The following is a 21884-nucleotide window of genomic DNA, read 5'->3' on the forward strand; positions in this document are numbered from 1 at the left end:
GCGCGCCCGTCAGGGCCGCGGGCGGTCGCCGCTGCGTACTACTTCAGCCCGTCGAGGATCTCGTCGATCTTCTCGGGGGTCAGCTTCTCGTGGTAGTGCCCGTTGACCACCATCATGGGCGCGCCGCAGCAGGCGGCGAGGCACTCCTCCTCGCGCTTGAGGTACACGCGCCCGTCGGCGGTGGACTCACCGAGCCTGCAGCCGAGCTTCTTCTCGGCGTGCGCGACCAGGTCCTCGGCGCCGTTGAGCCAGCACGAGATGTTGGTGCAGAACGCCACGTTGTTGCGCCCGACCGGACTGGTCTCCAGCATCGAGTAGAAGCTGGCGACCTCGTAGGCCCACACCGGCGGCAGGCCGAGGTAGTTGGCCACCGCCGCCATCAGCGCGTCGGTGAGGAAGCCCTCGTTCTGCTCCTGCGCCGCGAACAGGCCCTGGATCAGCGCCGAGCGCTTGCGGTCGGCCGGGAACTTGGCCACCCAGTGATCGATGTGCGCGCGGGTGTGGTCGCTGAGCGCGACCAGCGGATCGATGTCGCGCACCGCCTCGAAGTTGCCGGTGGCCCTCATCGGTCGATCTCCCCGAAGACGATGTCGTAGGTGCCGATCATGGCGACCACGTCGGACAGCATGTGCCCCTTCACGATCGCGTCCATCGACGACAGGTGCGAGAAGCCGGGCGCGCGCAGCTTCACGCGGAACGGCTTGTTGGCGCCGTCGGAGACCAGGTAGCAGCCGAACTCGCCCTTGGGCGCCTCGACCGCCTGGTAGGTCTCGCCCGCGGGCACGCTGTAGCCCTCGGTGAACAGCTTGAAGTGGTGGATCAGCGCTTCCATGTCGTCCTTCATCTCCTCGCGGGAGGGAGGCGCGACCTTGTAGTTCTTGACCATGACCGGGCCGGGATTGGCGCGCAGCCAGGCGACGCACTGCTTGATGATCCTGGCCGACTGGCGCATCTCGGCGACGCGTACGAGATAGCGGTCGTAGCAGTCGCCCTCCACGCCCACGGCGACGTCGAAGTCGACCTCGTCGTACCTGGCGTAGGGCTGAGTCTTGCGCAGGTCCCACTCGATGCCCGAGCCGCGCAGCATCGGACCGGTCATGCCCCAGGCCAGCGCCTGCTCGGGCGAGACCACGCCGATGCCGACGGTGCGCTGCTTCCAGATGCGGTTGTCGGTGAGCAGGGTCTCGTACTCGTCGACCCGCTTCGGGAAGTCGTCGGCGAAGGCGTCGAGGAAGTCGAGCATCGAGCCCTCGCGCCAGGCGTTGATGCGCTTGAGCGCCTTGCCCTTGTGCCAGGGCGACTCCCTGTACTGCGGCATGCGGTCGGGCAGGTCGCGGTAGACGCCGCCCGGGCGGTAGTAGGCCGCGTGCATGCGCGCGCCGGAGACCGCCTCGTAGCAGTCCATCAGCTCCTCGCGCTCGCGGAACGCGTAGAGCATCACCGCCATGGCGCCGAGGTCGAGCCCGTTGGTGCCCACCCACATGAGGTGGTTGAGGATGCGCGTGATCTCGTCGAACAGCGTGCGGATCCACTGCGCCCGCTCCGGCGCCTCGATCCCCATCAGCGCCTCGATCGCACGCACGTAGGCGTGCTCGTTGCACATCATCGAGACGTAGTCGAGGCGGTCCATGTAGCCGATCGACTGGTTGAACGGCTTGGACTCCGCGAGCTTCTCGGTACCACGGTGCAGCAGGCCGACGTGCGGGTCGGCGCGCATGACGGTCTCGCCGTCCATCTCCAGCACCAGGCGCAGCACGCCGTGGGCGGCCGGATGCTGGGGACCGAAGTTCAGCGTGTAGTTGCGGATTTCCTGGGCGTTGACGCTGGGCATGTTCATGCGTGGCCGCTCCTGGCGCCGGTCTCGGCCTCGGCCTGGGCCCAGCGCGAATCCTCGCGCACCACGCGCGGCACGCCGACGCGCGGCTCGATCGAGACGGGTTCGTAGATCACGCGCTTCTTCTCGGCGTCGTAGCGGACCTCGACGTTGCCGATCAGCGGGAAGTCCTTGCGGAACGGATGGCCGACGAAGCCGTAGTCGGTGAGCAGGCGACGCAGGTCCGGGTGGCCCTCGAAGATCACGCCGAACAGGTCGAAGGCCTCGCGTTCGAACCAGTTGACGCCCGGCCACACGTCGATGAGCGAAGGCACCACCGGCAGCGTGTTGTCCTGCGCGAAGCAACGCACGCGCAGCCGCAGGTTGTTGGACACCGACAGCAGGTGCGCGACCACCGCGAAGCGCCGCTCGGGCCCGGCCGCGGTCGGCCGCTCCTCCCAGCTGAAGCGCCCCGGCCCGCGCCCTTCGACGCCGCGCGAGAAGCCCTCGGAGGACACGTCGGTGGTGTCCCACTCGGCCTGGCCGTAGGACAGGTAGTCCACGCCGCACAGGTCCATGAGCTGCTCGAAGCGGAACTCGGGCTCGTCGCGCAGCGAACGTGCGACGTCGATCCAGTCGGCGGCGGCGACCTCGAGGGTCAGCTCGCCGTGCCGGTCCACGAGGGCAAGCACGCGCGCGCCGAAAAAGGCGCGCAGGCGATCCGGGAATGAGGGGGCTGGCTCGGCCATGGGGCGTAGCTGCGAAGCGGAGAGAGGAGGTTCAGCGGGCGATGGTGTTGGTGCGACGGATCTTCTTCTGCAGCTGCAGGATCCCGTACACCAGCGCCTCGGCCGTCGGCGGGCAGCCCGGCACGTAGACGTCGACCGGCACGACCCGGTCGCAGCCACGCACGACCGAATAGGAATAGTGGTAGTAGCCGCCGCCGTTGGCGCAGCTGCCCATCGAGATGACCCACTTCGGGTCGGGCATCTGGTCGTAGACCTTGCGCAGCGCCGGGGCCATCTTGTTGACCAGCGTGCCGGCCACGATCATCACGTCGGACTGGCGCGGCGACGGACGGAAGATCACGCCGTAGCGGTCCATGTCCAGACGCGCGGCGCCGGCGTGCATCATCTCGACCGCGCAGCAGGCCAGGCCGAAGGTGACCGGCCACATCGAGCCCGTGCGCGCCCAGTTCACCAGCGCGTCCACCGAGGTGGTGACGTAGCCGCGCTCCAGCAGCGGATTCTCGCCTTCCGGACGCAGGATGTCGTCGACCCGGCCGACCGGCACCGGGTTGTTCATCAGCCGGGAGACGGTATCGCTCACTCCCATTCCAGTGCTCCCTTCTTCCACTCGTAGAGGAATCCGATCACCAGCAGCCCCAGGAACAGGCCCATGGCGATCAGCGCCGGGCCGCCGAGCTCGCGGAAGACCGTCGCCCACGGAAACAGGAAGGCGATCTCGAGATCGAACACGATGAACAGGATGGCGATGAGGTAGTAGCGCACGTCGAACTGCATGCGCGCGTCCTCGAAGGCCTCGAAGCCGCACTCGTAGGGCGAGAGCTTCTCGCCGTCCGGGCGCCGCGGCCCGAGCAGCCAGCCGATGATCAGCAGGGCCACGCCGACACCGGTGGCCACGATGAGGAACAGAAGGATCGGCAGGTATTCGGCCAGCACGTCGTTTCCCGTCTTCAGCCCTGCGGGGCAGCCGCCACGCCATCGCAGCGAGAGACGGCGGAGCGTTGTTGCGTCCTGCCGGTTGGACCCGGCGGGTCGACCGCACGCGGCCGGAGCGTGCCGGCCGCCGCGCGTGGATGCGGGACCCCGCATCGCGGCGAATCCCGGCGGACCGGGATTCGTCAGGAATGGTGCCCAAGAGAGGACTCGAACCTCCACGACTTGCGTCGCTACCACCTCAAGGTAGTGCGTCTACCAATTCCGCCACCTGGGCAAGGTGTTTCCGGATGCGAGCATCCGGAGCCGTGAAATTGTACCAGCGCCGAATCGAATTGTGTCCTGCAACGCGACCACTTCGACGACATTTTTTCGCGGCTGCGGCGTCGAAACGCCGCGAAGGGGGACCTACTGCGAACCGTTCTCGTCTTCGCCGGCCTGCGGCGCTGCCGGCGTCGCCTCGTCCGCCGGAGCGGGCACGGCGTCCTGCGCGGCCGGAGCCGCCGGAACCGTGGCCGGCGCGGGCGTCGTGGCCGCCGGGGCGGCCGGCACCGCGGCATCGCCGACGGGCGCCGCCGGGACGTCGGGCACCTCGCCCATCACGCCCATGTCCTCGATGGCCGGGGCGGTGCCCTGCGGGTGGGCGGCATACCAGGCCATGCCCAGGCTGATGGCGAAGAACGCCACCGCCAGCCACTTGGTCGACTTCGACAGGAAGTTGGATGCACCGCGCGCGCCGAACACGGTCGACGAGGCGCCGCCACCGAAGCCGGAACCGGCCGCGGCGCCGGCGCCGCGCTGCATCAGGATGAGCACGATCATCGCCGCGGAGACGAGGACGTAGAGGATGTTTGCGAAGGTCAGCAGCATGGCGATGGCTCAGGCGGCCGGCGATGCCGCCGCGATGATGGCGATGAAATCGTCGGCGACGAGCGAGGCGCCTCCGATCAGGCCGCCATCGACGTCGGGCTGGGCGAACAGCTCGGCGGCGTTGGCGGGCTTGACGCTGCCGCCGTACAGGATCGGCAGCGAATCGGCGATCTTAGCACTGCGTCCGGCGACCTCGCCACGGATGAAGGCGTGCACCGCCTGCACCTGCTCCGGGGTGGCGGTCTTGCCGGTGCCGATCGCCCAGACCGGCTCGTAGGCCACCACCGCATTGGCGAAGGCGTCCGCGCCGGCGAGGTCGAGGACCGGCACGAGCTGCGAGGCCAGCACCGACTCGGTGCGGTGCGCCTCGCGCTGGTCGAGCGTCTCGCCCAGGCACAGGACCGGCGTCAGCCCCGCCTCGGCCGCCGCCACGAACTTGCGGGCGACCAGTTCGCTGCTCTCGTGGTGGTACTTGCGCCGCTCGGAATGACCGACCAGCCCGTAGCGTGCGCCGACGTCGACGAGCATCGAGGCAGAGACCTCGCCGGTGTAGGCGCCTTCCCTGCTGGAGCTGACGTCCTGCGCGCCGAACGCCACCGGCGCACCCTCGAAGTCCTCGACCAGGTCGCCCAGGTAGGGCAGCGGCGGCAGGACGACGACATCGACGCCCTGCACAGGAAGGCTCGCGACGATTTGACCGACCAGGCCGGTGGCGAAATCGCGGCTGCCATGCAGCTTCCAGTTGCCAGCGACGAGCTTGCGGCGCATCCGGGTTCTCCCTGTTCGAAAGAGCCCGGGAGTCTAGCAGCGCCCCCCGTCACGCTTTCGTGGGCAGCGGCGCCGGCTCAGCGGTGGATGATGTCCTCCCGCAGCGGCGGGAGCTGCCGCAGCAGCCGATTCTGCGCGGACACGGACACGCCCTGGTCGTCCATCGCCGCGACCAGGTCCTCGACCACCGCGTTGAAGGCCGCCGCGTCGATGCCGCGACCGGCGTGGATGACATCCATTGCAACGCCCGTGTAGGTGCACGGTCCTCCGGCCTCCACGCAGATCTGCTCGGCGAGCTTCTCGCGCAGGCGCATCACGTCGGTGCCGGCGAAGAAGTGGTTGATGCGCGCGTCCTCGGCGACGTGCCCGAGGAAGCCGTCGACGATGGCCTGGATGCCCTCGCCGCCGCCGAGCTCGGCGTACAGCCCGGGGCGCGGCGGGGCGCTCGCGCAGGCGGTCAGGGCCAGCGCGGCGCCGATGCCGAGGATCCGGGCGTGGAGAAGCATGCGCATCGTCACTGGCTCAGCTGGATGGAGAGATACCAGCCGTCCTGGCCGCCCAGCGTGGCGATCTCGCCGAGCCCGGCCCAGGCGGCGATCACCGCCACCCGCTTGTTCGGGAACCAGGCGACGAAGGCGTCGCGCCAGTCGTTCTCCGCCGCGAAGCCGAGGTTGTCCGGCTTCTGCCGGTACTCCACGCCGACCGCCCAGCGCGGGTTGAGCAGCACCGCCGCGGACCCTTCGAAGACGGCTGCGTACGCATCGCACCGGTCGCCGCCGAAGCCGAGCAGGCCGGTCTGGTTGGCGCGCGTGGCACGCACGGTCGCATTGAGCAGCAGGTTGCGACCGGCCGCGGCGCCGAGGAACAGGCGGCTGGCGCTCAGGTAGATGTCGGTGCCGGAATCGTCGACCGCGCCCACTGCCCGCGGAATGTCGAAGTCGCGCTGGCGCTTGTGCTGGATGCCGAGCGCGAACTGCGGCAGGTCGCCGTACACCAGGTCCCCGGCCAGGCGCAGCTTGGCGCCGAGGACGTCCTGCTCGAACACGCCGTTCGGCAGGCCGAGCAGGCCCTGCAGGGTCGGCAGGGCGAAGCGCTGGCGCGCCAGGGACAGTTCGACGCGGTTGCGCAGGGTCCAGGCCGCCCCGGTGACGCGCAGCGCGTAGTCGCCGGTGTCGATGCGGGTATGGAAGGCGCTGCCGCCGTTCTGGTCCCCGGTGCCGTAGCCGGCGAGCACCGCCCACGGCACGATGCCGCCGCCGGCGGCGCCCTCGATCTGCATCGCACCACCTGTGGCCAGCAACCGGCCCTGCTCGCCGGCGGCCTGCGCCGGCAGCGCGATGCAGGCCAGCAGCAACAGCGCGCACACCGCGCGCGGGAACCCGCTCATGTCGTCGTCTCCGTCGCCGCGAACGCGCGACACCACTGTTCGAACGCCGCCGCCGGCAGCGGCCGGCTGAAGAGATAGCCCTGGGCCATGTCGCAGCGCATCGCGCGCAGCGCCTCGAGTCCCGCCGGCGTCTCCACGCCCTCGGCCACGACCTTCAGGCCCATGTTGTGGCCGATCTCGATGGTGGAGCGGACGATGATCGCGTCGTCGCCCGCCTCGCCCAGGCGCATCACGAAGCTCTTGTCGATCTTCAGCTCGTCGACCGGCAGGCGCTTGAGCTGGGCCAGCGAGGACTGCCCGGTGCCGAAGTCGTCGATCGCCAGGCGGATGCCGGCCCCGCGCAGGCGGTGCAGGAGCGCGACCGCGGCATCGACGTCGCGCATCACCGAGGTCTCGGTCACCTCCAGGATCAGGCGCTCGGCGCCCAGGCCGTGGTGCGCCAGGCGCGAGGCGATCCACACCGGCAGCGAGGCATCGACCAGGTCCACCGCCGACAGGTTCACCGCGACCGCGAGATCGAGCCCGCGATCGCACCACCCGCGCAGCGTCGCCAGCGCCGCGTCCAGCACGTGGCGGGTGAGGGCGTGGATCAGACCCGACTGCTCGGCGAGCGGGATGAACTCGTCCGGGCCGACCCAGCCATAGGTTCCGCTCGTCCAGCGCACCAGCACCTCGGCATGACGCACGCGCCCGCTGGGAATGTCCACCTTGGGCTGGAAGTTCACGGTCAGCTCGTCGCGCGCGATCGCATCGCGCAGCGCGGCGATCAGGCCCAGCCGGCGCAGGTGCTGTTCGTCGCGGCCGGCGATGTAGACCTCGAGCCCGGAGCGGTCGCGCTTGGCCTCGTGCATGGCGATGTCGGCACGCCGCATCAGGCTCGATGGTTCCTGCGCATGCTCGGGATACACCGCCAGCCCCGCGCTCGCGGTCACCGCGACCTCGCTCTCCGGGAGCTCCAGCGGGGTGTCGAGCGCGTCGAGCAGGCGCTGCGCCCGCGCCATGGCCGCGGCACCGTCGCAGTCGGCCAGCAGGGCCAGGAACTCGTCGCCGTCCAGCCGCGCGACGAGATCGCCCGGCATGAGCGCGTCGCCGAGCCGGCGCGCGACCTCGACCAGCACGCCGTCGCCGAAGGCATGACCGAAGGCGTCGTTGATCTCCTTGAAGCGGTCCAGGTTCAGCACCAGCACCGCGCAGCCGCCCTCCCCCGCCCTCGCCTCGGCGATCAGCCGCTCCAGTTCGGCGCGCGCCCGCACCCGGTTGGCCAGGCCGGTGAGGCCGTCGTGCTGCGCCTGGTGGAGGATCCGCGCCTCGCGCTGCGCGATCGCCGCCTGCATGCGGTTGAAGCTTCCGGCCAGCGCGGCGACCTCGTCGCCTCCGCGCACCTCCACGCTGCGCGAGTAGTCGCCGCCCTCGATGCGCCGGGCGGCGCCGGCGAGGCGGCTGATCGGCCGGGTCACGTTGCGCCCGATCGCCCCCGCCACCACCAGCGCGATCGCCGCCGCGACCGCCGACAGCAACAGGATGGTCAGCGCCAGGCTGCGGTAGGGAGCGAGTGCGTCGCTGTGCGAGGCCCGCAGCACGACCTGCACGCCTGGCCCGGTTTCGTCGGCACCCAGTGCGCGCACCACGCCGTCCTGCGTGGTTTCGGGCCCGCGGCCGTCGGCTTCGCTGCCGAGGCTGCTGGCGTGCAGGCGCGGCGGCGCGTTCGCGTCGGCGACCAGGATACTGGCGTCGAGCCCGGTGATCGCCTGGAACTCGCGGACGTAGGCGCTGCCGAAGTCCACTCCGACGACCGCCCAGGCGATGTGCGCCGGCGCCAGCACCGGAACGAGCGCGACCTGGAAGGGACGGCTTCCGATGCGCACCACGCCGGTCGCCACCCCGTCCTGCCGCGCACGCTCGACCAGCGGGCGCAGGACCGTCTCGAGCGCGTCGGCGCCGGTGACGTCGAGGCCGGCCCGGAGGCTGCCGTCGGGCGCGAGCAGCCAGGCCATGTCCGCGTCGATCCGCTGCGCCTGGTTGGCCAGCGCGGAGTCGATCGTCGCCGCGTCGCCGCTGGCGACGGCCTGGCGGAAGCCATAGTCGTCGGCGAGAACCTGCACGAAGCCCAGGAGCTGGTCCGCGCGCGCCGCATCGATCTGCAGCCAGACGCGCTCGCCGACCTCGAGCTGGCGGCCGAGCTGCAGGTCGACGCTGCGGTCGACCGCGAAGCGCACGACGCCGAAGGTGGCCAGCTGGGCCGCGACCACCAGGCCCGCGAGCAGCGCCAGCAGCTTGCCGTGGAAGCTCAACCGCGGCAGCGCACGGGCCAGCGCGGCGTGGCGCTCAGCGCCGATCATTCTTCAGGCTCCGGAAGCGGTCCTGCAGGGCGCGCAGGCGCGGGTCCTGGATCCGCGGCGGCGGTGGCGGGGCCAGCGCCAGGGAGACCTCGACCGGCTCCACTTGCGTGCCGTCCACGCGCAGTGGACGTGCGACCGCCTGCCCGCCCTGCAGTCGCTCGTGCCAGGTTTCAAGACGGTAGTCGCCAGCGGGCGCCTTGATCCGCGCCCGGCCGTCCGCGTCGGTCACCGCGTGGTACGGCGTATCCAGGACCACGATGAACGCCGACATCTGGTCGTGGATGTTGCAGCCCAGGGCGACCACCCCGGCGTCGGGGAAGTGCACCGACTTCGGCGGCTGCCCGCTGTAGAGCGGCAGCTCGAAGCGCTTCGCCTCCGAGAACGAGTAAACCTGGTGCAGCACGTTGTCGCTGTTGGGGAAGCGCACCCGACTGCCGCGGGTCACCGCCAGCACGTGCGGAACGAAGGTGCTGTCGCGCTGGTCGACGACGGCGTCGCCGGGTGCCACTGCGGGCGCGCCGGAGGCCGGGTGCAGGCTGATCACCGCGTCCGCCAGCGGCTGCGCGTCGTCCGCATCGAGGACCTGGACCTCCAGCTCGGCGGCGGCCGCGGCCGCGGCGAGGACGGATGCGATGAAGACAACGACGATGCGCAGCATGAGTCCGTGGCGATGACGGCCGTGGCGGCCGGTGTGGCGAGCCGCTAGCTTGGAGCAACGCCCGCGCCATCGGTCACGCCCGCGCCACTTTTCGGAATCGTCTGAACGATGCAGCCGCCGTCTCCAGCCCCCGTCCTCGTCACCGGCGCCTCCAGCGGCATCGGCGCTGCGATCGCGCGCGAGTACGCCAGGCGCGGCGTGCCGCTGGTGCTGACCGCGCGGCGCGGGGAGCGCCTGCGGGCGCTGGCCGCGGAACTCGCGCCGCGGGTGGCCTGCGAGGTGCTGGTCGCCGATCTCGCGCGGCCGGGCGCCGCGGCGCATGTCCACGCTGCTCTCGGCGAACGCGGCATCCGCGTCGGCGGGCTGGTCAACAACGCCGGCTACGGCGTGCCCGGCGACTACCTCACGCCGTCGTGGGCCCGGCACGCGGACTTCCTGCAGGTGATGGTCACCGCCACCTGCGAACTCACCTGGCGCCTGCTGCCGGACATCCGCGCCGGCGGCCAGGGCCGCATCCTCAACGTCGCCTCCTTCGCCGCGCTGGTTCCCGGCGCGGCCGGGCAGACGCTCTATGCCGGCGCCAAGAGCTTCCTCGTCCGCTTCAGCGAATCGCTGGCGCTGGAGAACCGTCGCCACGGCGTGCGCGTGTGCGCGCTCTGCCCCGGGTTCACCCGCTCGGAGTTCCACGACGTCACCGGCACCCGCGCGCTGGTGTCGCAGCTGCCGCGCTGGATGTGGCTGGATGCCGACGCGGTCGCGCGCGCCGGCGTGGACGGGGTCGAGCGCGGACGCACCGTGGTGGTGCCGGGCCTGCCGTACAAGGCGCTGCGCGCGGCGATCCGGCTGCTGCCGGAAGCCGTGCTGCACACGGCGATGGCGCGCGGCTCGCGGCGGATCCGCGACGCCGGCTGAGGCGGCGTCGCGGACCGGCGGCTACTTCAGCTTGATCTCGCGCAGCCGCTCCTCGAGGTAGCCCTGCGCGGTGATCGGCTCCGGATAGCGGCTCGGGTTGTCGGCGGTGACGCAGGAGGGCAGCACGTCGATCACGAAGTCGGGATTGGGGTGCAGGAAGAACGGCGTCGAGTAGCGCGGCTGCCGCGCCGCATCGCCCTGCGGGTTGGTGACCCGGTGCGTGGTCGAGGGATACACGTGGTTGGTCAGGCGCTGCAGCATGTCGCCGATGTTGACCACGATGGTGTCCTCGGACGCGGTGAACGGCACCCACTCGCCCGCATGCGAGCGCACCTCGAGCCCGGCGGCGCTGGCGCCGACCAGGAGCGTGATCAGGTTGATGTCCTCGTGCGCGCCGGCGCGCACGTTCGGGACCTCGTCGGCGGTGATCGGCGGGTAGTGGATCGGGCGCAGGATCGAATTGCCGGCGTCGGTCTTGTCGGCGAAGTAGTCCTGCGGCAGGCCGATGTGCAGGGCCAGCGCCTGCAGCACGCGCGCGCCCAGTGCATCCAGCGCCCGGTACAGGGCCAGGCCCTTGGCGCGGAAGTCGGGCACTTCCTCCGGCCACACGTTCGGCGGCATCACCTCGCGGTACTTCGAGTCCGCCGGCAGCTCGCGGCCGATGTGCCAGAACTCCTTGAGGTCGAAGTGCGCCGCGCCCTTCGCCGTCTCCACGCCGAACGGCGTGTAGCCGCGCGCGCCGCCGCCGCCGGGCACGTGGTACCTGCGCTTGGTCTCCTCCGGCAGCGCGAAGAAGCGCTGGAACACGTCGTAGGCCTCGTCGATCAGCGGCTGCGCGATGCCGTGCCCGCGGATGCCGGCGAAGCCCCATTCGCGGTAGGCGGCGCCGAGGTCGGCGACGAAGGCGTCGCGGTCGCTGTCGAAGCGGCGGATGTCGAGGGTCGGGATCTGGCTCATCGGGATCGGGCTGTGGCTCAAGGAGGATCGCGCGTGGGCGGAGCGCGGGAGGATGCGCTCAGGCGGCGGCCTGGCGCACCGCGGTGGCGAGGCGTTCGAGGACCTGTTCCATCAGCGCGGCGTCGTCCGCCTCGGCGGTGACGCGCACGACCGGCTCGGTCCCCGAGGGACGGATGAAGGCGCGGCCGCGGCCGGCGAGCTCGGCCTGCGCGGCGGCGAGTTCGCGCTGCACGCCGTCGGCCTCGGCCGGACGCGCACCGGCCGCGAAGCGCACGTTGACGGTCTTCTGCGGATAGCGGCGCAGGCCCTCGAGCAGGCCGCGCAGGCCCGTGCGCCGACGGCGCAGCACCTCGAGCACCTGCAGCGCGGAGACGATGCCGTCGCCGGTGGTGGCGCGGTCCAGGCACAGCAGGTGGCCCGAGGCCTCGCCGCCGAGCACGCCGCCGTTGTCGACCAGCGCGCGGTGCACGTAGCGGTCGCCGACCTGCGCGCGGAGGAAGGCGATGCCCTCGGCCGCGAAGGCCTGCTCCAGGCCGAAGTTGGTCATCAGCGTGCCGACCACCGGGCCTGCGAGCCGGCCGCGCGCCTTCCAGTCGCGGGCGAGCACGTAGAGCAGGTCGTCGCCGTCGGCGACCTCGCCGTCGGCGGCCACGAACTGCAGGCGGTCGCCGTCGCCGTCGAAGGCGATGCCGAGGTCGGCGCCGGTGGCGAGGACGTGCCGGCGCAGGGCCGCCATGTCGGTGGAGCCGACGCCGCGATTGATGTTGAGGCCGTCGGGCTCGACGCCGATCGCGGAGACCTGGGCGCCCAGCTCGCGGAACAGCCGCGGCGCGATGTCGTAGGTGGCGCCGTGCGCGCAGTCGAGCGCGATCTTCAGGCCCTTGAGCTCGAGATCGGCGGGAATGGTCGACTTGCAGAACTCGCCGTAGCGCATCGCCGCCCCGTCCACGCGCGCGGCCTTGCCGAGCTCGCTGGAGGGCACGGTCAGGAAGGCGTGGTCGAGTTCCTCCTCGATCGCGAGCTCGACTTCGTCCGGCAGCTTCTCGCCCTCGGCGGAGAAGAACTTGATGCCGTTGTCCTCGTGCGGGTTGTGCGAGGCGCTGATGACGATGCCCGCGTCCGCGCGCAGCGAGCGCGTCAGGTAGGCGACGCCGGGAGTCGGGATCGGGCCGAGGAGCTGCACGTCGACGCCGGCGGCGACCAGGCCGGCCTCCAGCGCGGATTCGAACATGTAGCCCGAGATGCGGGTGTCCTTGCCGATCACCACGCTGGAATGGTTGCCGCTGGCGCCGCTCAGCACGCGGCCGGCGGCCCAGCCGAGCTTGAGCACGAAATCCGCGGAGATGGTCGGCGAACCGACCCGGCCGCGGATGCCGTCGGTGCCGAAGTAGCGTCGGCTCACGGTTCGACCACCGCGTCGGCCGGCGGCACCGGAACCGGGCCGAGCGGCTCTGGTTCGGCATCGCCGAGGCCGGCGGCGGGCCTGGGGCGTCCCATCATCAGCGCCAGGACGTCGCCGAGGCGGTCGCGCAGCTCGCGGCGGTCGACGATCATGTCGATCGCGCCATGCTCGCGCAGGAATTCCGAACGTTGGAAGCCTTCGGGCAGCGTCTCGCGCACGGTCTGCTGGATCACGCGCGGCCCGGCGAAGCCGATCAGCGCCTCGGGCTCGGCGACGTTGAGGTCGCCCAGCATCGCGAAGCTCGCCGACACGCCGCCGGTGGTCGGGTTGGTGAGCACCGAGGCGAAGGGCAGGCCGGCCGCGCGCAGGCGCGCCAGGGTCGCCGAGGTCTTGGCCATCTGCATCAGCGAGAACAGGCCCTCCTGCATGCGCGCGCCGCCGGAGGCGGAGAAGCAGACGAAGGGCATGCGCTCGGCGAGCGCGAACTCCGCGGCACGGGCGAACTTCTCGCCCACCACAGAACCCATCGAGCCGCCCATGAAGCGGAACTCGAAAGCGCACGCGGCCGTCGGCAGGCCCTTGAGCATGCCGTGCATGGCGACGAGCGCGTCCTTCTCGCCGACCTGCTTCTGGCTGGCCTTGATGCGGTCGGCGTACTTCTTGGTGTCCTTGAAGCGCAGCACGTCGACCGGGCCGAGCTCGCCGGCGATCTCGTGGGTGCCGCCGACGTCGAAGAAGCGCACCAGGCGCTCGCGCGCGCCGATCGCGCGGTGGTGGTTGCACTTCGGGCAGACCTCGAGGTTGCGCTCGAGCTCCGGCCGGTACAGCACCGCCTGGCAGCGGCCGCACTTCTCCCACAGCCCTTCGGGCACGTTGCGGCGACGGCTGTTGGCATCCGTGCGGATGCGGGCGGGCATCAGTTTCTGCAGCCAGCTGCTCATGCGTGGCGACCGGTCCAGCGAAAGGGGCGGGAATTCTAGCCCACCGCACCCTCGCCGCCGTCGACCCCGTCGATGGCGCGCCGCAGCACCGCGGCGAACTCCCGGGCCCGGCGCGCCGCGGTCGCGGCATCGGGCGCATCGGCCAGGCGGTCGACCAGCGCGCTGCCGACGACCACGCCGTCGGCCACCGCCGCCACCGCCTTCGCGCTGGCCGCATCGCGCACGCCGAAGCCCACCGCCACCGGCAGGCGCGCGCGTTCGCGCAGACCGCGCACGCCCTCGCCCACCGCGTCGACGTCGAGGCGGTCGGCGCCGGTCACCCCGGCGAAACTGACGTAGTAGAGGTAGCCCTGCGCGAGCGCCGCCATCCGCGCCTGCCGCTGTGGCGTGGTGGTCGGCGCGACCAGGGCGATCAGGGCCAGGCCGGCGGCGTCGAAGGCGGCGCGGATCGCGTCGGCCTCCTCCGGCGGCAGGTCGACCAGCAGCACGCCGTCCACGCCTGCGGCGGCCGCCTCGCGCGCGAAGCGTTCCGGTCCGCGGATCTCGACCGGGTTGAGGTAGCCCATCAGCACGATCGGAGTGTCGCCGTCGTCGCCGCGGAAGCCGCGCACGCAGCCGAGCACGTCGTCGAGGCCGACGCCGCGGGCGAGCGCGCGCTCGCTGGCGCGCTGGATCGCGGGGCCGTCGGCCATCGGGTCGCTGAACGGCATGCCCAGCTCGATGACGTCCGCACCGCCGGACACCAGTGCGTGCAGCACGGGCACGGTCGCCTCGAGCGCGGGATCGCCGGCGGTGACGAAGGGCACCAGCGCCTTGCGGCCGGCGGCGGCGAGCGCCTGGAAGCGGAGGTCGATGCGGTTGCCGCTCACAGTGCGATCCCCTCGCGCGCGGCGATCGTGTGCACGTCCTTGTCGCCGCGGCCCGACAGGTTGGCCAGCACCAGCGCGTCGCCGGGCAGGTCGCGCGCCAGCTTGATCGCCTGGGCGATGGCGTGGCTGGATTCGAGCGCGGCGAGGATGCCCTCGGTGCGCGCCAGGGTGTGGAAGGCGTCCAGCGCCTCGGCGTCGGTGACGCCGAGGTACTCGGCGCGGCCGGCATCCTTGAGGAAGGCGTGCTCCGGGCCGACGCCGGGGTAGTCGAGGCCGGCGGAGACCGAATGCGTCTCGATGATCTGGCCGTCGTCGTCGCACAGCAGATAGGTGCGGTTGCCGTGCAGCACGCCCGGCCGCCCGGCCGCCAGCGAGGCCGCATGGCGCCCGCTGTCGAGCCCCTCGCCCGCGGCCTCGGCGCCGACGATGCGCACCTGCCGGTCGTTGAGGAAGGCGTGGAACAGGCCGATGGCGTTGGACCCGCCGCCGACGCAGGCGGTGATCGCATCCGGCAGGCGCCCGTACTGGTCGAGCATCTGCGCACGCGCCTCGCGGCCGACGATGGCGTTGAAGTCGCGCACCATCATCGGATAAGGGTGCGGACCGGCCACCGTGCCGATGATGTAGAAGGTGTCGGCGACGTTGGTGACCCAGTCGCGCATGGCCTCGTTGAGCGCGTCCTTGAGCGTCTTCGAGCCGGAGGTCACCGGCACCACCTCGGCGCCGAGCAGGCGCATGCGGTAGACGTTGATCTTCTGCCGCTCGATGTCGGTGGCGCCCATGTAGACCACGCACTTCAGGCCCAGCCGCGCGGCCACGGTGGCGCTGGCGACGCCGTGCTGGCCGGCGCCGGTCTCGGCGATGATCCGGGTCTTGCCCATCCGCCTGGCGAGCAGCGCCTGGCCGATGGTGTTGTTGATCTTGTGCGCGCCGGTGTGGTTCAGGTCCTCGCGCTTGAGCAGGATGCGCGCGCCGCCGACCTCGGCCGACAGCCGCTTCGCCTCGTAGATCGGGCTGGGGCGGCCGACGTAGTGGGCGAGGTCGGCGTCGAACTCGGCCTGGAAGGCCGGATCGGCCCTGCAGCGCGCATAGGCCTCGGCCAGCTCGCGCAGCGGCTCGATCAGGGTCTCGGAGACGAAGGTACCGCCGTAGCGGCCGAAGCGGCCGTGCTCGTCCGGATACGCGTTGAAGTCACTGATTTCGGCTGCGGGCATGTCGCCTGCGGCACGCCTTCCGGCCGCCGCGATCCTGATCTGGGGCCGCACAGGCTAACCGCGCCCACGCCGTCGCGGTAGCGATAAGATCGTCCCGAACTGTGACCTCAGATCACACCATGGCCGACCTTCCCTCGCTCACCGCCCTGCGCGCCTTCGAGGCCGCCGCCCGTCTGCGCAGCCTCAGCGCGGCGGCGCGCGAGCTGCACGTGACCCATGGCGCCATCAGCCGCCATGTGCGCCAGCTCGAGGACGAGCTGGGCCAGGCCCTGTTCCTGCGCCGCGGGCGCGGCCTGGTCGCGACGCCGGCGGGCGAACGCCTCGGCGCCGCCGCCGGCGAGGCCTTGGCGGGCCTGCGCCGGACGTGGGCGGACCTGCGTACCGCGGGCGACCGCGCGCCCCTGGTGCTGGCCTGCCCGGGCAGCCTGCTCGCGCGCTGGATGATCCCGCGCCTGGCGCGGCTGGACGCCGAGCTGCCCGGCCTGCGCCTGCACCTGGCCGCGCGCGAGCGCGACCCCGGACCCGACCTCGAGGGCGTGGATGCCGCGTTGCTGATCGCCCCGCCCCCCTGGTCCGCGGACTGGCAGGTGCATCCGCTCGCCGGCGAACGGATCGGCCCGGTGCTGAGCCCCCGCCACGCCGACGCACCGCGCCTGCGCGCCGCGCCGGCGGCGGCGCTGGCGGGGCTCCCGCTGCTGGCGACGCGCTCGCGTCCGCAGGCCTGGCCGACGTGGGCGCACGCCGTCGGCATGGCGCGCGGCGAGCTGCGCGAGGCCAAGGCCTTCGAGCATCTGCTCTACCTGATCGAGGCGGCGCTGGCCGGGCTGGGCGTGGCGATCGCGCCGGAGCCGCTGGTCGCCGCCGATATCGAGGCCGGGCGCCTGATCGCGCCGTGGGGCTTCGTCGCCACCGGCGCGCAGTGGATCCTGTGCGCGCCGCGGCGCGCGCCCGATGCGCGGATCCGGCCGCTGGCGGCCTGGCTGCGGCGCGAGCTGGAGGCGGGCCCGGCGACGCGCGCGGAGTGACGAACAGCGCGGGGTGGCCTGCGCGGCGGAAGCCGCTCCCACGGGTCGGCGCTCCGGCCGGTCCCGGCCCCGCGCCGACGGGCCACGACCACCCGCTCAGTCCTCGTTGCGGGCGCCCTCGGCGCAGTCCGCGCGGCGGACCTCCTCGACGAAGCGTCGCATCTTCGCGCCATCCTTCACCCCGGGCGCGCTCTCGATGCCCGAGGACACGTCGATGCCCCAGGGGTGGGCGGCGGCGATCAGGTCGTAGACGTTGTCGGGATCGATGCCGCCGGCGACGATCGCCGGCCGGCGGCTGTTGCCGGGCAGGCGCGCCGGATCGAAGCGCATGCCGCTGCCGCCGGGCTCGCCGATGCCGTGGCCGTCGAACAGGAACGCGGCGGCCGCCGGATGCCGATCCACCATCCCGGCCGGGTCGCTGCCGGCCCCCATCGGGATCGCCTTCATGTAGGGCAGGCCGAAGCTGCGGCAGTAGGCCTCGTCCTCGCTCCCGTGGAACTGCAGCATCTGCGGGCGCAGTTCCTCGATCACGTAGCGCACGTGCTCGGCCTCGGCGTCCATGAACAGGGCGACCAGGGCGACCACCGGCGGCATCGCCGCCTTCAGCCAGTGCGCCTGCGGCACCTCCAGGCGGCGCGGGCTGCCCTTGGCGAACACGAAGCCCACGGCATCCACGCCGAGCTCGCCGGCCAGGCGCACGTCGCCGGGCCGGGTCATGCCGCAGAACTTGATGCGGGTGCGGTAGGGAATGTCGCTCAAGCGCTCACCTCCTCGGGAAGTCCATGCGCGCGCGGATAGCGCGGGCCGAGAAACAGCAGCCCGGCCGCCTGGGCGGTTGGGCCGGCGACGCTGCGGTCGCGTCCGGCCAGGAGCTCGGCGATCCACTCGACCGGCCGCTCGCCGCGCCCGATCGGCAGCAGCGAACCGACGATGTTGCGCACCATGTGGTGCAGGAACGCGTTGGCCTCGACCTCCAGGCGCACCTCGTCGCCCTCGCGCCAGACCCGGATCGCGTGCAGGTTGCGGCGCGCGTGCGGCGCCTGGCAGTGCACGGTGCGGAAGGCGCTGAAGTCGTGCTCGCCGACCAGGGCCTGGGCCGCCTGATGCATCGCCCCGGCGTCCAGCGGCCTGCGCTCCCAGGCCAGGAAGCGCCGCTCCAGGCCGGGGCGCAGCATGCGGTTGCAGATGCGGTAGCGGTACCGGCGCGCGCGCGCGCCGAAGCGCGCGTGGAAGTCGGCCGCCACCGGCACGCACCAGCGCACCGCGACGCTGTCGGGCAGCAGGGTGTTGACCCCGAGCGCCCACGCGCGGGGCGCGCGCTCGACCGGGCTGTCGAAGTGCACCACCTGGCAGAGCGCGTGCACGCCGGAATCGGTGCGGCCGGCGCAGACCACCTCCACCGGCGCGGCGGCCACCTTCGAGACGGCTGCCTCGACCGCAGCCTGCACCGTGGCCCCGGCCGGCAGCCGCTGCCAGCCCATGAATCCGGTGCCGTCGTATTCGAGACCCAGCGCGTAACGCATCGTCGCCCGTGCACGCGAAAGGGCCGGGACACGCCCGGCCCTCGCAGGAAGAAGAATCGCCACGCCGGCGGCGCGACCAGGGCGCGTGGCCCCGGGGCGCGATCTTAGCCGATCCCGGCGAGGATCCTCCTCGCCTCCTCGCGCTGCACCGACGTGCCCTCCTCGGCGACCTCCTCCAGCATGCCGCGCGCGCCGTCGCTGTCGCCGATGTCGAGGTAGGCGCGGGCCAGCTCGAGCTTGGTGGCCGCGCCCTCGGCGTCGACGCCCGCCCCGGCCGCGTCGCCGGCCTCGCGGTGCGCCGCCTCGCGGAGCGCCGGGTCGCTGCGGTCGGCGTCCAGCTCGAACGCATCGCCCGCGGCCGCCCGGCCGCGGGCGTCCGCGTCCACATCGACCGGCTCGACGGCCTCGTCCTCGGCGGGTGGCGCGAACACGTCGACCTCGGCGAAGCGCTCGTCGGTGCTCCAGCCGGCGGCGGCCTCGATGCCGTCGCCGCGTTCGCTGTCCGGCGTCGCCTGTGCGTCCCCCTGCAGTTCCGCGTCGCGCTCGAACTCCGAACCCGGCTCCCACGCGAGCGCATCCGCGGCCTCGTGCAGGTCCCGGTCGTTGCCGTCGACGCCGGCGAGATCGCCCTCGTCCTCGACCCGGTCGACCGGCTGCGCCGCGTCCATCTCCTCCTGCCCGCGGAACAGCGGATGCATCGGCGCCATCACCGTACCCAGCGCGAGCGCGGCCTGCCAGCGCCGGTCGCGCACGTCGACGACCTCCGCGCGCATCGCCTCGGCGGCGCGCTCGAAGGCCCCGGCGTCGCCGCTGTCGTAGTGGTGGCGCAGCAGCGCCAGGTGCAGGTCGAGATCGTAGGGACGCGCGGCGATGGCGGCACGCAACGAAGCGGCGGCATCCGCATCCGGCACCTCGCCGGCCGCTGCCGCGAAGGCGTCGTCCTCGCCGCGGGGCGCGCGCTGCGCGGCCCGCGCCGCCTGCGCGGCCTCGATCTCGGCGGCGAGGCCGCCGTACAGGCGCGTCTCGCTGACCTCGCGCTGGCGGCGGTAGCGCAGCACCGCGACGATGCCCGCCAGGAGCAGCACGAGCCCGGCCAGGATCCACGGCCAGCGCGCCGGTGCCGCGGGCGCCCCGGCGGCGGCCGGCGCGGCGGCATCCGCGGCCGCGACGACGGTGGTACCGCCCTCCACCCCGGCACCGGCCCCACCCTCGTCGAGTTCGCCCAGGCGCGCCTGCAGCGCGGCGAGCTTGCTGTTCTGGACCTCGATCAGCCGCGCCTGCTGCTCGCGCAGCGACTCCAGGTCGGACACGCGCGAACGCAGCTCCTGCGCCTCGGTCTCGCGCGCAGCCAGGTCCTCGCGGGCCTGGCCCAGTTCCGCGCGCAGCTCGGTCCCGGTCCCGCCGCCGGCGGCGCCGGTCTGGGCGTCGTCCGCCCCGCCGTCGTCGCCGGACATCGGCACGATCTCCAGCCGCGCATCGTCGTCGCCGGCCGCAGCGAGTGCGTCGTCCTCGCCGGGGGCCGCCGCGGCCGGATCCGCGGCCGGCTCATCGGCTCCGGCAGGCGTCGCGGCCTCGGCGACCGCGGGCTGCGGCACCGGCGCGATGCGCTGCTGCCAGCTCTCGGTCTGCTGGCGCACGAGCGCGTCGGCCTCGGCGCGCCCCAGGCGGTCGACCTCCTCGCGCGCCGGGATCCGCAGCACCGCGCCGCGCTTGATCAGGTTGATGTTGCCGCCGATGAAGGCGTCGGGGTTCGCCGCATGCAGCGCGGCCATCATCTGGTTGAGGCTCACCCCCTGCGGACGCACCGCGCTCGCAACTTCCGACAGCGTCTGCCCGGCACCGACCGGACCGAAGTTGCCGTCCTGCACCTGCGCCGCGGCCGCGGGCCGGGGCTGGGCCGCGGCGGGCAGCGGCTCGGCCTGCGCCGGAGCGGCGTCGACGACCGCGGTACCCGCTTGCGGCACCGGGCGTGCCGGCGTCGCCGAGGCCACCGGGCCCTGCGTCGCCGGGCGCAGCGTGGCCGGCGCGATGTAGGGCGGATCCAGCAGCGCGGTGAATTCGCGCACCACGCGCCCGTTGCCCCAGTCGACCTCGAGCAGGAAGCTCAGGAACGGCTCGCTGACCTTCTCCTCGGTGGTGACCCGGATCACCTGGCGGCCGCCGGACTCCACCACCGCGAACTCGAGGTTGGCGGCCAGCCGCGTCGGGCTCTCCAGGCCGACCCGCGCGAACGCCTCGGGCGAAGCCAGGCGCACGTCGACGTTCTCCGTCTCCCCCGGCCCCGAGATGATCGGGATCTCCGCGACCAGCGGCTCGTCCAGGCCGGAGCGGACCGTCAGCTGACCGAGGCCAAAGGCATGCGCCTGCGTGACGCCCAGCGCGAGGGCGCGGACGCGCCGGGAGTGCTTAGGTTTCACTTGATCTTCCTCCCCCAACTTGCGGGCGCCAAAGGCCCGGCGGACGACTGCCGCGGCGCCGACTATATGCGTTAGTCGCGTTCCGCGGCCACCAGCTCGGCCAGCTGCACGGCGTTGAGCGCCGCGCCCTTGCGGATGTTGTCGGCGACGATCCAGAGGTCGAGCCCGCGCGGGTGCGAGATGTCCTCGCGGATGCGGCCGACGAACACCGGGTCCTTCCCCGAGGCGTGGGTGACGGCGGTCGGATAGCCGCCGTCGGCGTGGTCGTCGACGACGCTGACGCCGGGCGCCTGCTCGAGCAGGGCGCGCGCCTCCGCGGCGCTGAGCTTCTCGCGGGTCTCGATGTGCACCGCCTCGGAATGGCCGTAGAACACGGGCACGCGGGCGACGGTGGCGTTCACCATGATGCTGTCGTCGCCGAGGATCTTGCGGGTCTCGTGGACCAGCTTCATCTCCTCGGTGGTGTAGCCGTTGTCGGTGAAGTCGCCGCCGTGCGGGATCACGTTGAAGGCGATCTGCACCGGGTACACCTCCGGCGTCACCTCCTGGAAGCCCAGCAGCGCCGCGGTCTGCCGGCCCAGTTCCTCCAGCGCGCGGCGGCCGGTCCCCGACACCGACTGGTAGGTGGCGACGTTGATGCGCTCGATTCCGGCCCTGCGGTGCAGCGGCGCCAGCGCGGCGAGCATCTGCATGGTCGAGCAGTTCGGGTTGGCGACGATGCCGCGCGGGCGCTGCTTCAGCGCGTCGGGGTTCACCTCCGCGACCACCAGCGGCACGTCGGCGTCGCCGCGGAAGGCCGACGAGTTGTCGATCACCACCGCACCGGCGGCGGCGAACTTCGGCGCGTAGTCCTTCGAGGTCGAGCCGCCCGCGGAGAACAGCGCGATGTCGATGCCGGCCGGGTCGAAGCCGGCGAGGTCCTGCACCACCACGTCGCGCCCGTCGAACTTCACGGTGCCGCCGGCGGAGCGTTCGCTGGCGAGGGCGACCAGGTTGGCCACCGGGAACCGGCGCTCGGCGAGGATCTCCAGCAGGGTTTCGCCGACGGCGCCGGTGGCACCGACGATGGCGACGTTGAAGCGGGCTTGGTTGCTCATGGGGTTCGTTCGG

General features: G+C 72.5%; 22 protein-coding genes and 1 tRNA gene. 2 read left to right on the forward strand and 21 right to left on the reverse strand.

The genetic code is table 11. The annotated features are described in order from the left end of the window. Positions 1 to 38: 38 nt before the first annotated feature. The 12 genes from nuoE to KB893_RS10720 form a co-directional block, all read right to left on the reverse strand. Entirely contained in the window at positions 39 to 566 is a 528-nt protein-coding gene (nuoE, locus tag KB893_RS10665; RefSeq protein WP_211927771.1) for an NADH-quinone oxidoreductase subunit NuoE, read from the reverse strand. Continuing rightward, positions 563 to 1837 (reverse strand): NADH-quinone oxidoreductase subunit D, encoded by a 1275-nt coding sequence (locus tag KB893_RS10670; protein WP_213173690.1) that lies wholly within the window; start codon positions 1835 to 1837, stop codon positions 563 to 565. The genes nuoE and KB893_RS10670 overlap by 4 nt, the downstream gene beginning before the upstream one ends. Further along, complete coding sequence (locus KB893_RS10675) at positions 1834 to 2562, reverse strand: NADH-quinone oxidoreductase subunit C (protein ID WP_211927773.1); 729 nt, start codon at positions 2560 to 2562, stop codon at positions 1834 to 1836. The genes KB893_RS10670 and KB893_RS10675 overlap by 4 nt, the downstream gene beginning before the upstream one ends. Positions 2563 to 2593: 31 nt before the next feature. After that, a complete protein-coding gene (locus tag KB893_RS10680) occupies positions 2594 to 3148 on the reverse strand; it encodes a NuoB/complex I 20 kDa subunit family protein (protein ID WP_211927774.1) in 555 nt (184 codons plus the stop codon). Next, positions 3139 to 3495 carry an NADH-quinone oxidoreductase subunit A gene (locus tag KB893_RS10685; RefSeq protein WP_211927775.1) on the reverse strand — a complete coding sequence of 119 codons (357 nt, stop codon included), beginning with the start codon at positions 3493 to 3495 and terminating at the stop codon, positions 3139 to 3141. Before KB893_RS10685 ends, KB893_RS10680 begins: the two co-directional genes overlap by 10 nt. Before the next feature lie 189 nt (positions 3496 to 3684). Beyond that, positions 3685 to 3769: transfer RNA gene (locus KB893_RS10690), tRNA-Leu, on the reverse strand. Between the two features lie 131 nt (positions 3770 to 3900). Then, positions 3901 to 4362 (reverse strand): preprotein translocase subunit SecG, encoded by a 462-nt coding sequence (gene secG, locus KB893_RS10695; protein WP_213173691.1) that lies wholly within the window; start codon positions 4360 to 4362, stop codon positions 3901 to 3903. Between the two features lie 9 nt (positions 4363 to 4371). Next, positions 4372 to 5130 (reverse strand): triose-phosphate isomerase, encoded by a 759-nt coding sequence (tpiA, locus tag KB893_RS10700; protein WP_211928278.1) that lies wholly within the window; start codon positions 5128 to 5130, stop codon positions 4372 to 4374. A gap of 77 nt (positions 5131 to 5207) precedes the next feature. Continuing rightward, positions 5208 to 5636 carry a group I truncated hemoglobin gene (locus KB893_RS10705; protein ID WP_213173692.1) on the reverse strand — a complete coding sequence of 143 codons (429 nt, stop codon included), beginning with the start codon at positions 5634 to 5636 and terminating at the stop codon, positions 5208 to 5210. An 8-nt stretch (positions 5637 to 5644) separates the two neighbouring features. After that, positions 5645 to 6517 (reverse strand): DUF3034 family protein, encoded by an 873-nt coding sequence (locus tag KB893_RS10710; RefSeq protein ID WP_211928204.1) that lies wholly within the window; start codon positions 6515 to 6517, stop codon positions 5645 to 5647. Further along, the gene (locus tag KB893_RS10715; protein WP_213173693.1) at positions 6514 to 8856 is read right to left on the reverse strand and encodes a putative bifunctional diguanylate cyclase/phosphodiesterase; all 2343 of its coding nucleotides are present in this window, start codon (positions 8854 to 8856) and stop codon (positions 6514 to 6516) included. The genes KB893_RS10710 and KB893_RS10715 overlap by 4 nt, the downstream gene beginning before the upstream one ends. Further along, positions 8843 to 9514, reverse strand: a complete 672-nt coding sequence (locus KB893_RS10720; protein WP_213173694.1) for a methylamine utilization protein — start codon at positions 9512 to 9514, stop codon at positions 8843 to 8845. The genes KB893_RS10715 and KB893_RS10720 overlap by 14 nt, the downstream gene beginning before the upstream one ends. Before the next feature lie 108 nt (positions 9515 to 9622). On the opposite strand from KB893_RS10720, the gene KB893_RS10725 reads away from it, so the two are divergent. Beyond that, positions 9623 to 10426, forward strand: a complete 804-nt coding sequence (locus KB893_RS10725; RefSeq protein ID WP_211927969.1) for an SDR family NAD(P)-dependent oxidoreductase — start codon at positions 9623 to 9625, stop codon at positions 10424 to 10426. Positions 10427 to 10447: 21 nt separating this feature from the next. On the opposite strand, the gene KB893_RS10730 is transcribed toward KB893_RS10725, so the two are convergent. Genes KB893_RS10730 through trpB form a run of 5 tightly spaced genes read right to left on the reverse strand, consistent with a single transcriptional unit; the run spans position 10448 to position 15809 of the window. After that, entirely contained in the window at positions 10448 to 11383 is a 936-nt protein-coding gene (locus KB893_RS10730) for an isopenicillin N synthase family dioxygenase (RefSeq protein ID WP_211927971.1), read from the reverse strand. A 58-nt stretch (positions 11384 to 11441) separates the two neighbouring features. Beyond that, entirely contained in the window at positions 11442 to 12785 is a 1344-nt protein-coding gene (glmM, locus tag KB893_RS10735) for a phosphoglucosamine mutase (RefSeq protein WP_213173695.1), read from the reverse strand. Then, positions 12782 to 13726, reverse strand: a complete 945-nt coding sequence (accD, locus tag KB893_RS10740; protein WP_211928242.1) for an acetyl-CoA carboxylase, carboxyltransferase subunit beta — start codon at positions 13724 to 13726, stop codon at positions 12782 to 12784. The genes glmM and accD overlap by 4 nt, the downstream gene beginning before the upstream one ends. Positions 13727 to 13761: 35 nt before the next feature. Then, positions 13762 to 14595, reverse strand: a complete 834-nt coding sequence (trpA, locus tag KB893_RS10745) for a tryptophan synthase subunit alpha (RefSeq protein WP_213173696.1) — start codon at positions 14593 to 14595, stop codon at positions 13762 to 13764. Continuing rightward, on the reverse strand, positions 14592 to 15809 hold the full coding sequence (gene trpB, locus KB893_RS10750; protein WP_211927001.1) for a tryptophan synthase subunit beta: 1218 nt from the start codon (positions 15807 to 15809) through the stop codon (positions 14592 to 14594). Before trpB ends, trpA begins: the two co-directional genes overlap by 4 nt. A 119-nt stretch (positions 15810 to 15928) precedes the next feature. On the opposite strand from trpB, the gene KB893_RS10755 reads away from it, so the two are divergent. Continuing rightward, positions 15929 to 16834, forward strand: a complete 906-nt coding sequence (locus KB893_RS10755) for a LysR family transcriptional regulator (protein ID WP_211927000.1) — start codon at positions 15929 to 15931, stop codon at positions 16832 to 16834. A 96-nt stretch (positions 16835 to 16930) separates the two neighbouring features. On the opposite strand, the gene KB893_RS10760 is transcribed toward KB893_RS10755, so the two are convergent. The 4 genes from KB893_RS10760 to KB893_RS10775 form a co-directional block, all read right to left on the reverse strand. After that, the gene (locus KB893_RS10760; RefSeq protein ID WP_211926999.1) at positions 16931 to 17593 is read right to left on the reverse strand and encodes a phosphoribosylanthranilate isomerase; all 663 of its coding nucleotides are present in this window, start codon (positions 17591 to 17593) and stop codon (positions 16931 to 16933) included. After that, positions 17590 to 18357 (reverse strand): tRNA pseudouridine(38-40) synthase TruA, encoded by a 768-nt coding sequence (gene truA / locus KB893_RS10765; protein WP_211926998.1) that lies wholly within the window; start codon positions 18355 to 18357, stop codon positions 17590 to 17592. The genes KB893_RS10760 and truA overlap by 4 nt, the downstream gene beginning before the upstream one ends. Before the next feature lie 104 nt (positions 18358 to 18461). Continuing rightward, complete coding sequence (locus tag KB893_RS18625; RefSeq protein WP_213173697.1) at positions 18462 to 20774, reverse strand: motility hub landmark protein FimV; 2313 nt, start codon at positions 20772 to 20774, stop codon at positions 18462 to 18464. 71 nt (positions 20775 to 20845) lie between these two features. Beyond that, the gene (locus tag KB893_RS10775) at positions 20846 to 21871 is read right to left on the reverse strand and encodes an aspartate-semialdehyde dehydrogenase (RefSeq protein WP_213173698.1); all 1026 of its coding nucleotides are present in this window, start codon (positions 21869 to 21871) and stop codon (positions 20846 to 20848) included. Positions 21872 to 21884: the final 13 nt, after the last annotated feature.

The sequence above is a fragment of the Coralloluteibacterium stylophorae genome (genome assembly GCF_018122625.2).
Taxonomy (GTDB): Bacteria; Pseudomonadota; Gammaproteobacteria; order Xanthomonadales; family Xanthomonadaceae; genus Coralloluteibacterium; species Coralloluteibacterium stylophorae.

Coding starts and splice junctions, on each gene's coding strand:
- nuoE (WP_211927771.1), bottom strand. CDS start 566: ATGAGGGCCACCGGCAACTTCGAGGCGGTGCGCGACATCGATCCGCTG.
- KB893_RS10670 (WP_213173690.1), bottom strand. CDS start 1,837: ATGAACATGCCCAGCGTCAACGCCCAGGAAATCCGCAACTACACGCTG.
- KB893_RS10675 (WP_211927773.1), bottom strand. CDS start 2,562: ATGGCCGAGCCAGCCCCCTCATTCCCGGATCGCCTGCGCGCCTTTTTC.
- KB893_RS10680 (WP_211927774.1), bottom strand. CDS start 3,148: ATGGGAGTGAGCGATACCGTCTCCCGGCTGATGAACAACCCGGTGCCG.
- secG (WP_213173691.1), bottom strand. CDS start 4,362: ATGCTGCTGACCTTCGCAAACATCCTCTACGTCCTCGTCTCCGCGGCG.
- tpiA (WP_211928278.1), bottom strand. CDS start 5,130: ATGCGCCGCAAGCTCGTCGCTGGCAACTGGAAGCTGCATGGCAGCCGC.
- KB893_RS10705 (WP_213173692.1), bottom strand. CDS start 5,636: ATGCTTCTCCACGCCCGGATCCTCGGCATCGGCGCCGCGCTGGCCCTG.
- KB893_RS10710 (WP_211928204.1), bottom strand. CDS start 6,517: ATGAGCGGGTTCCCGCGCGCGGTGTGCGCGCTGTTGCTGCTGGCCTGC.
- KB893_RS10715 (WP_213173693.1), bottom strand. CDS start 8,856: ATGATCGGCGCTGAGCGCCACGCCGCGCTGGCCCGTGCGCTGCCGCGG.
- KB893_RS10720 (WP_213173694.1), bottom strand. CDS start 9,514: ATGCTGCGCATCGTCGTTGTCTTCATCGCATCCGTCCTCGCCGCGGCC.
- KB893_RS10725 (WP_211927969.1), top strand. CDS start 9,623: ATGCAGCCGCCGTCTCCAGCCCCCGTCCTCGTCACCGGCGCCTCCAGC.
- KB893_RS10730 (WP_211927971.1), bottom strand. CDS start 11,383: ATGAGCCAGATCCCGACCCTCGACATCCGCCGCTTCGACAGCGACCGC.
- accD (WP_211928242.1), bottom strand. CDS start 13,726: ATGAGCAGCTGGCTGCAGAAACTGATGCCCGCCCGCATCCGCACGGAT.
- trpB (WP_211927001.1), bottom strand. CDS start 15,809: ATGCCCGCAGCCGAAATCAGTGACTTCAACGCGTATCCGGACGAGCAC.
- KB893_RS10755 (WP_211927000.1), top strand. CDS start 15,929: ATGGCCGACCTTCCCTCGCTCACCGCCCTGCGCGCCTTCGAGGCCGCC.
- truA (WP_211926998.1), bottom strand. CDS start 18,357: ATGCGTTACGCGCTGGGTCTCGAATACGACGGCACCGGATTCATGGGC.
- KB893_RS10775 (WP_213173698.1), bottom strand. CDS start 21,871: ATGAGCAACCAAGCCCGCTTCAACGTCGCCATCGTCGGTGCCACCGGC.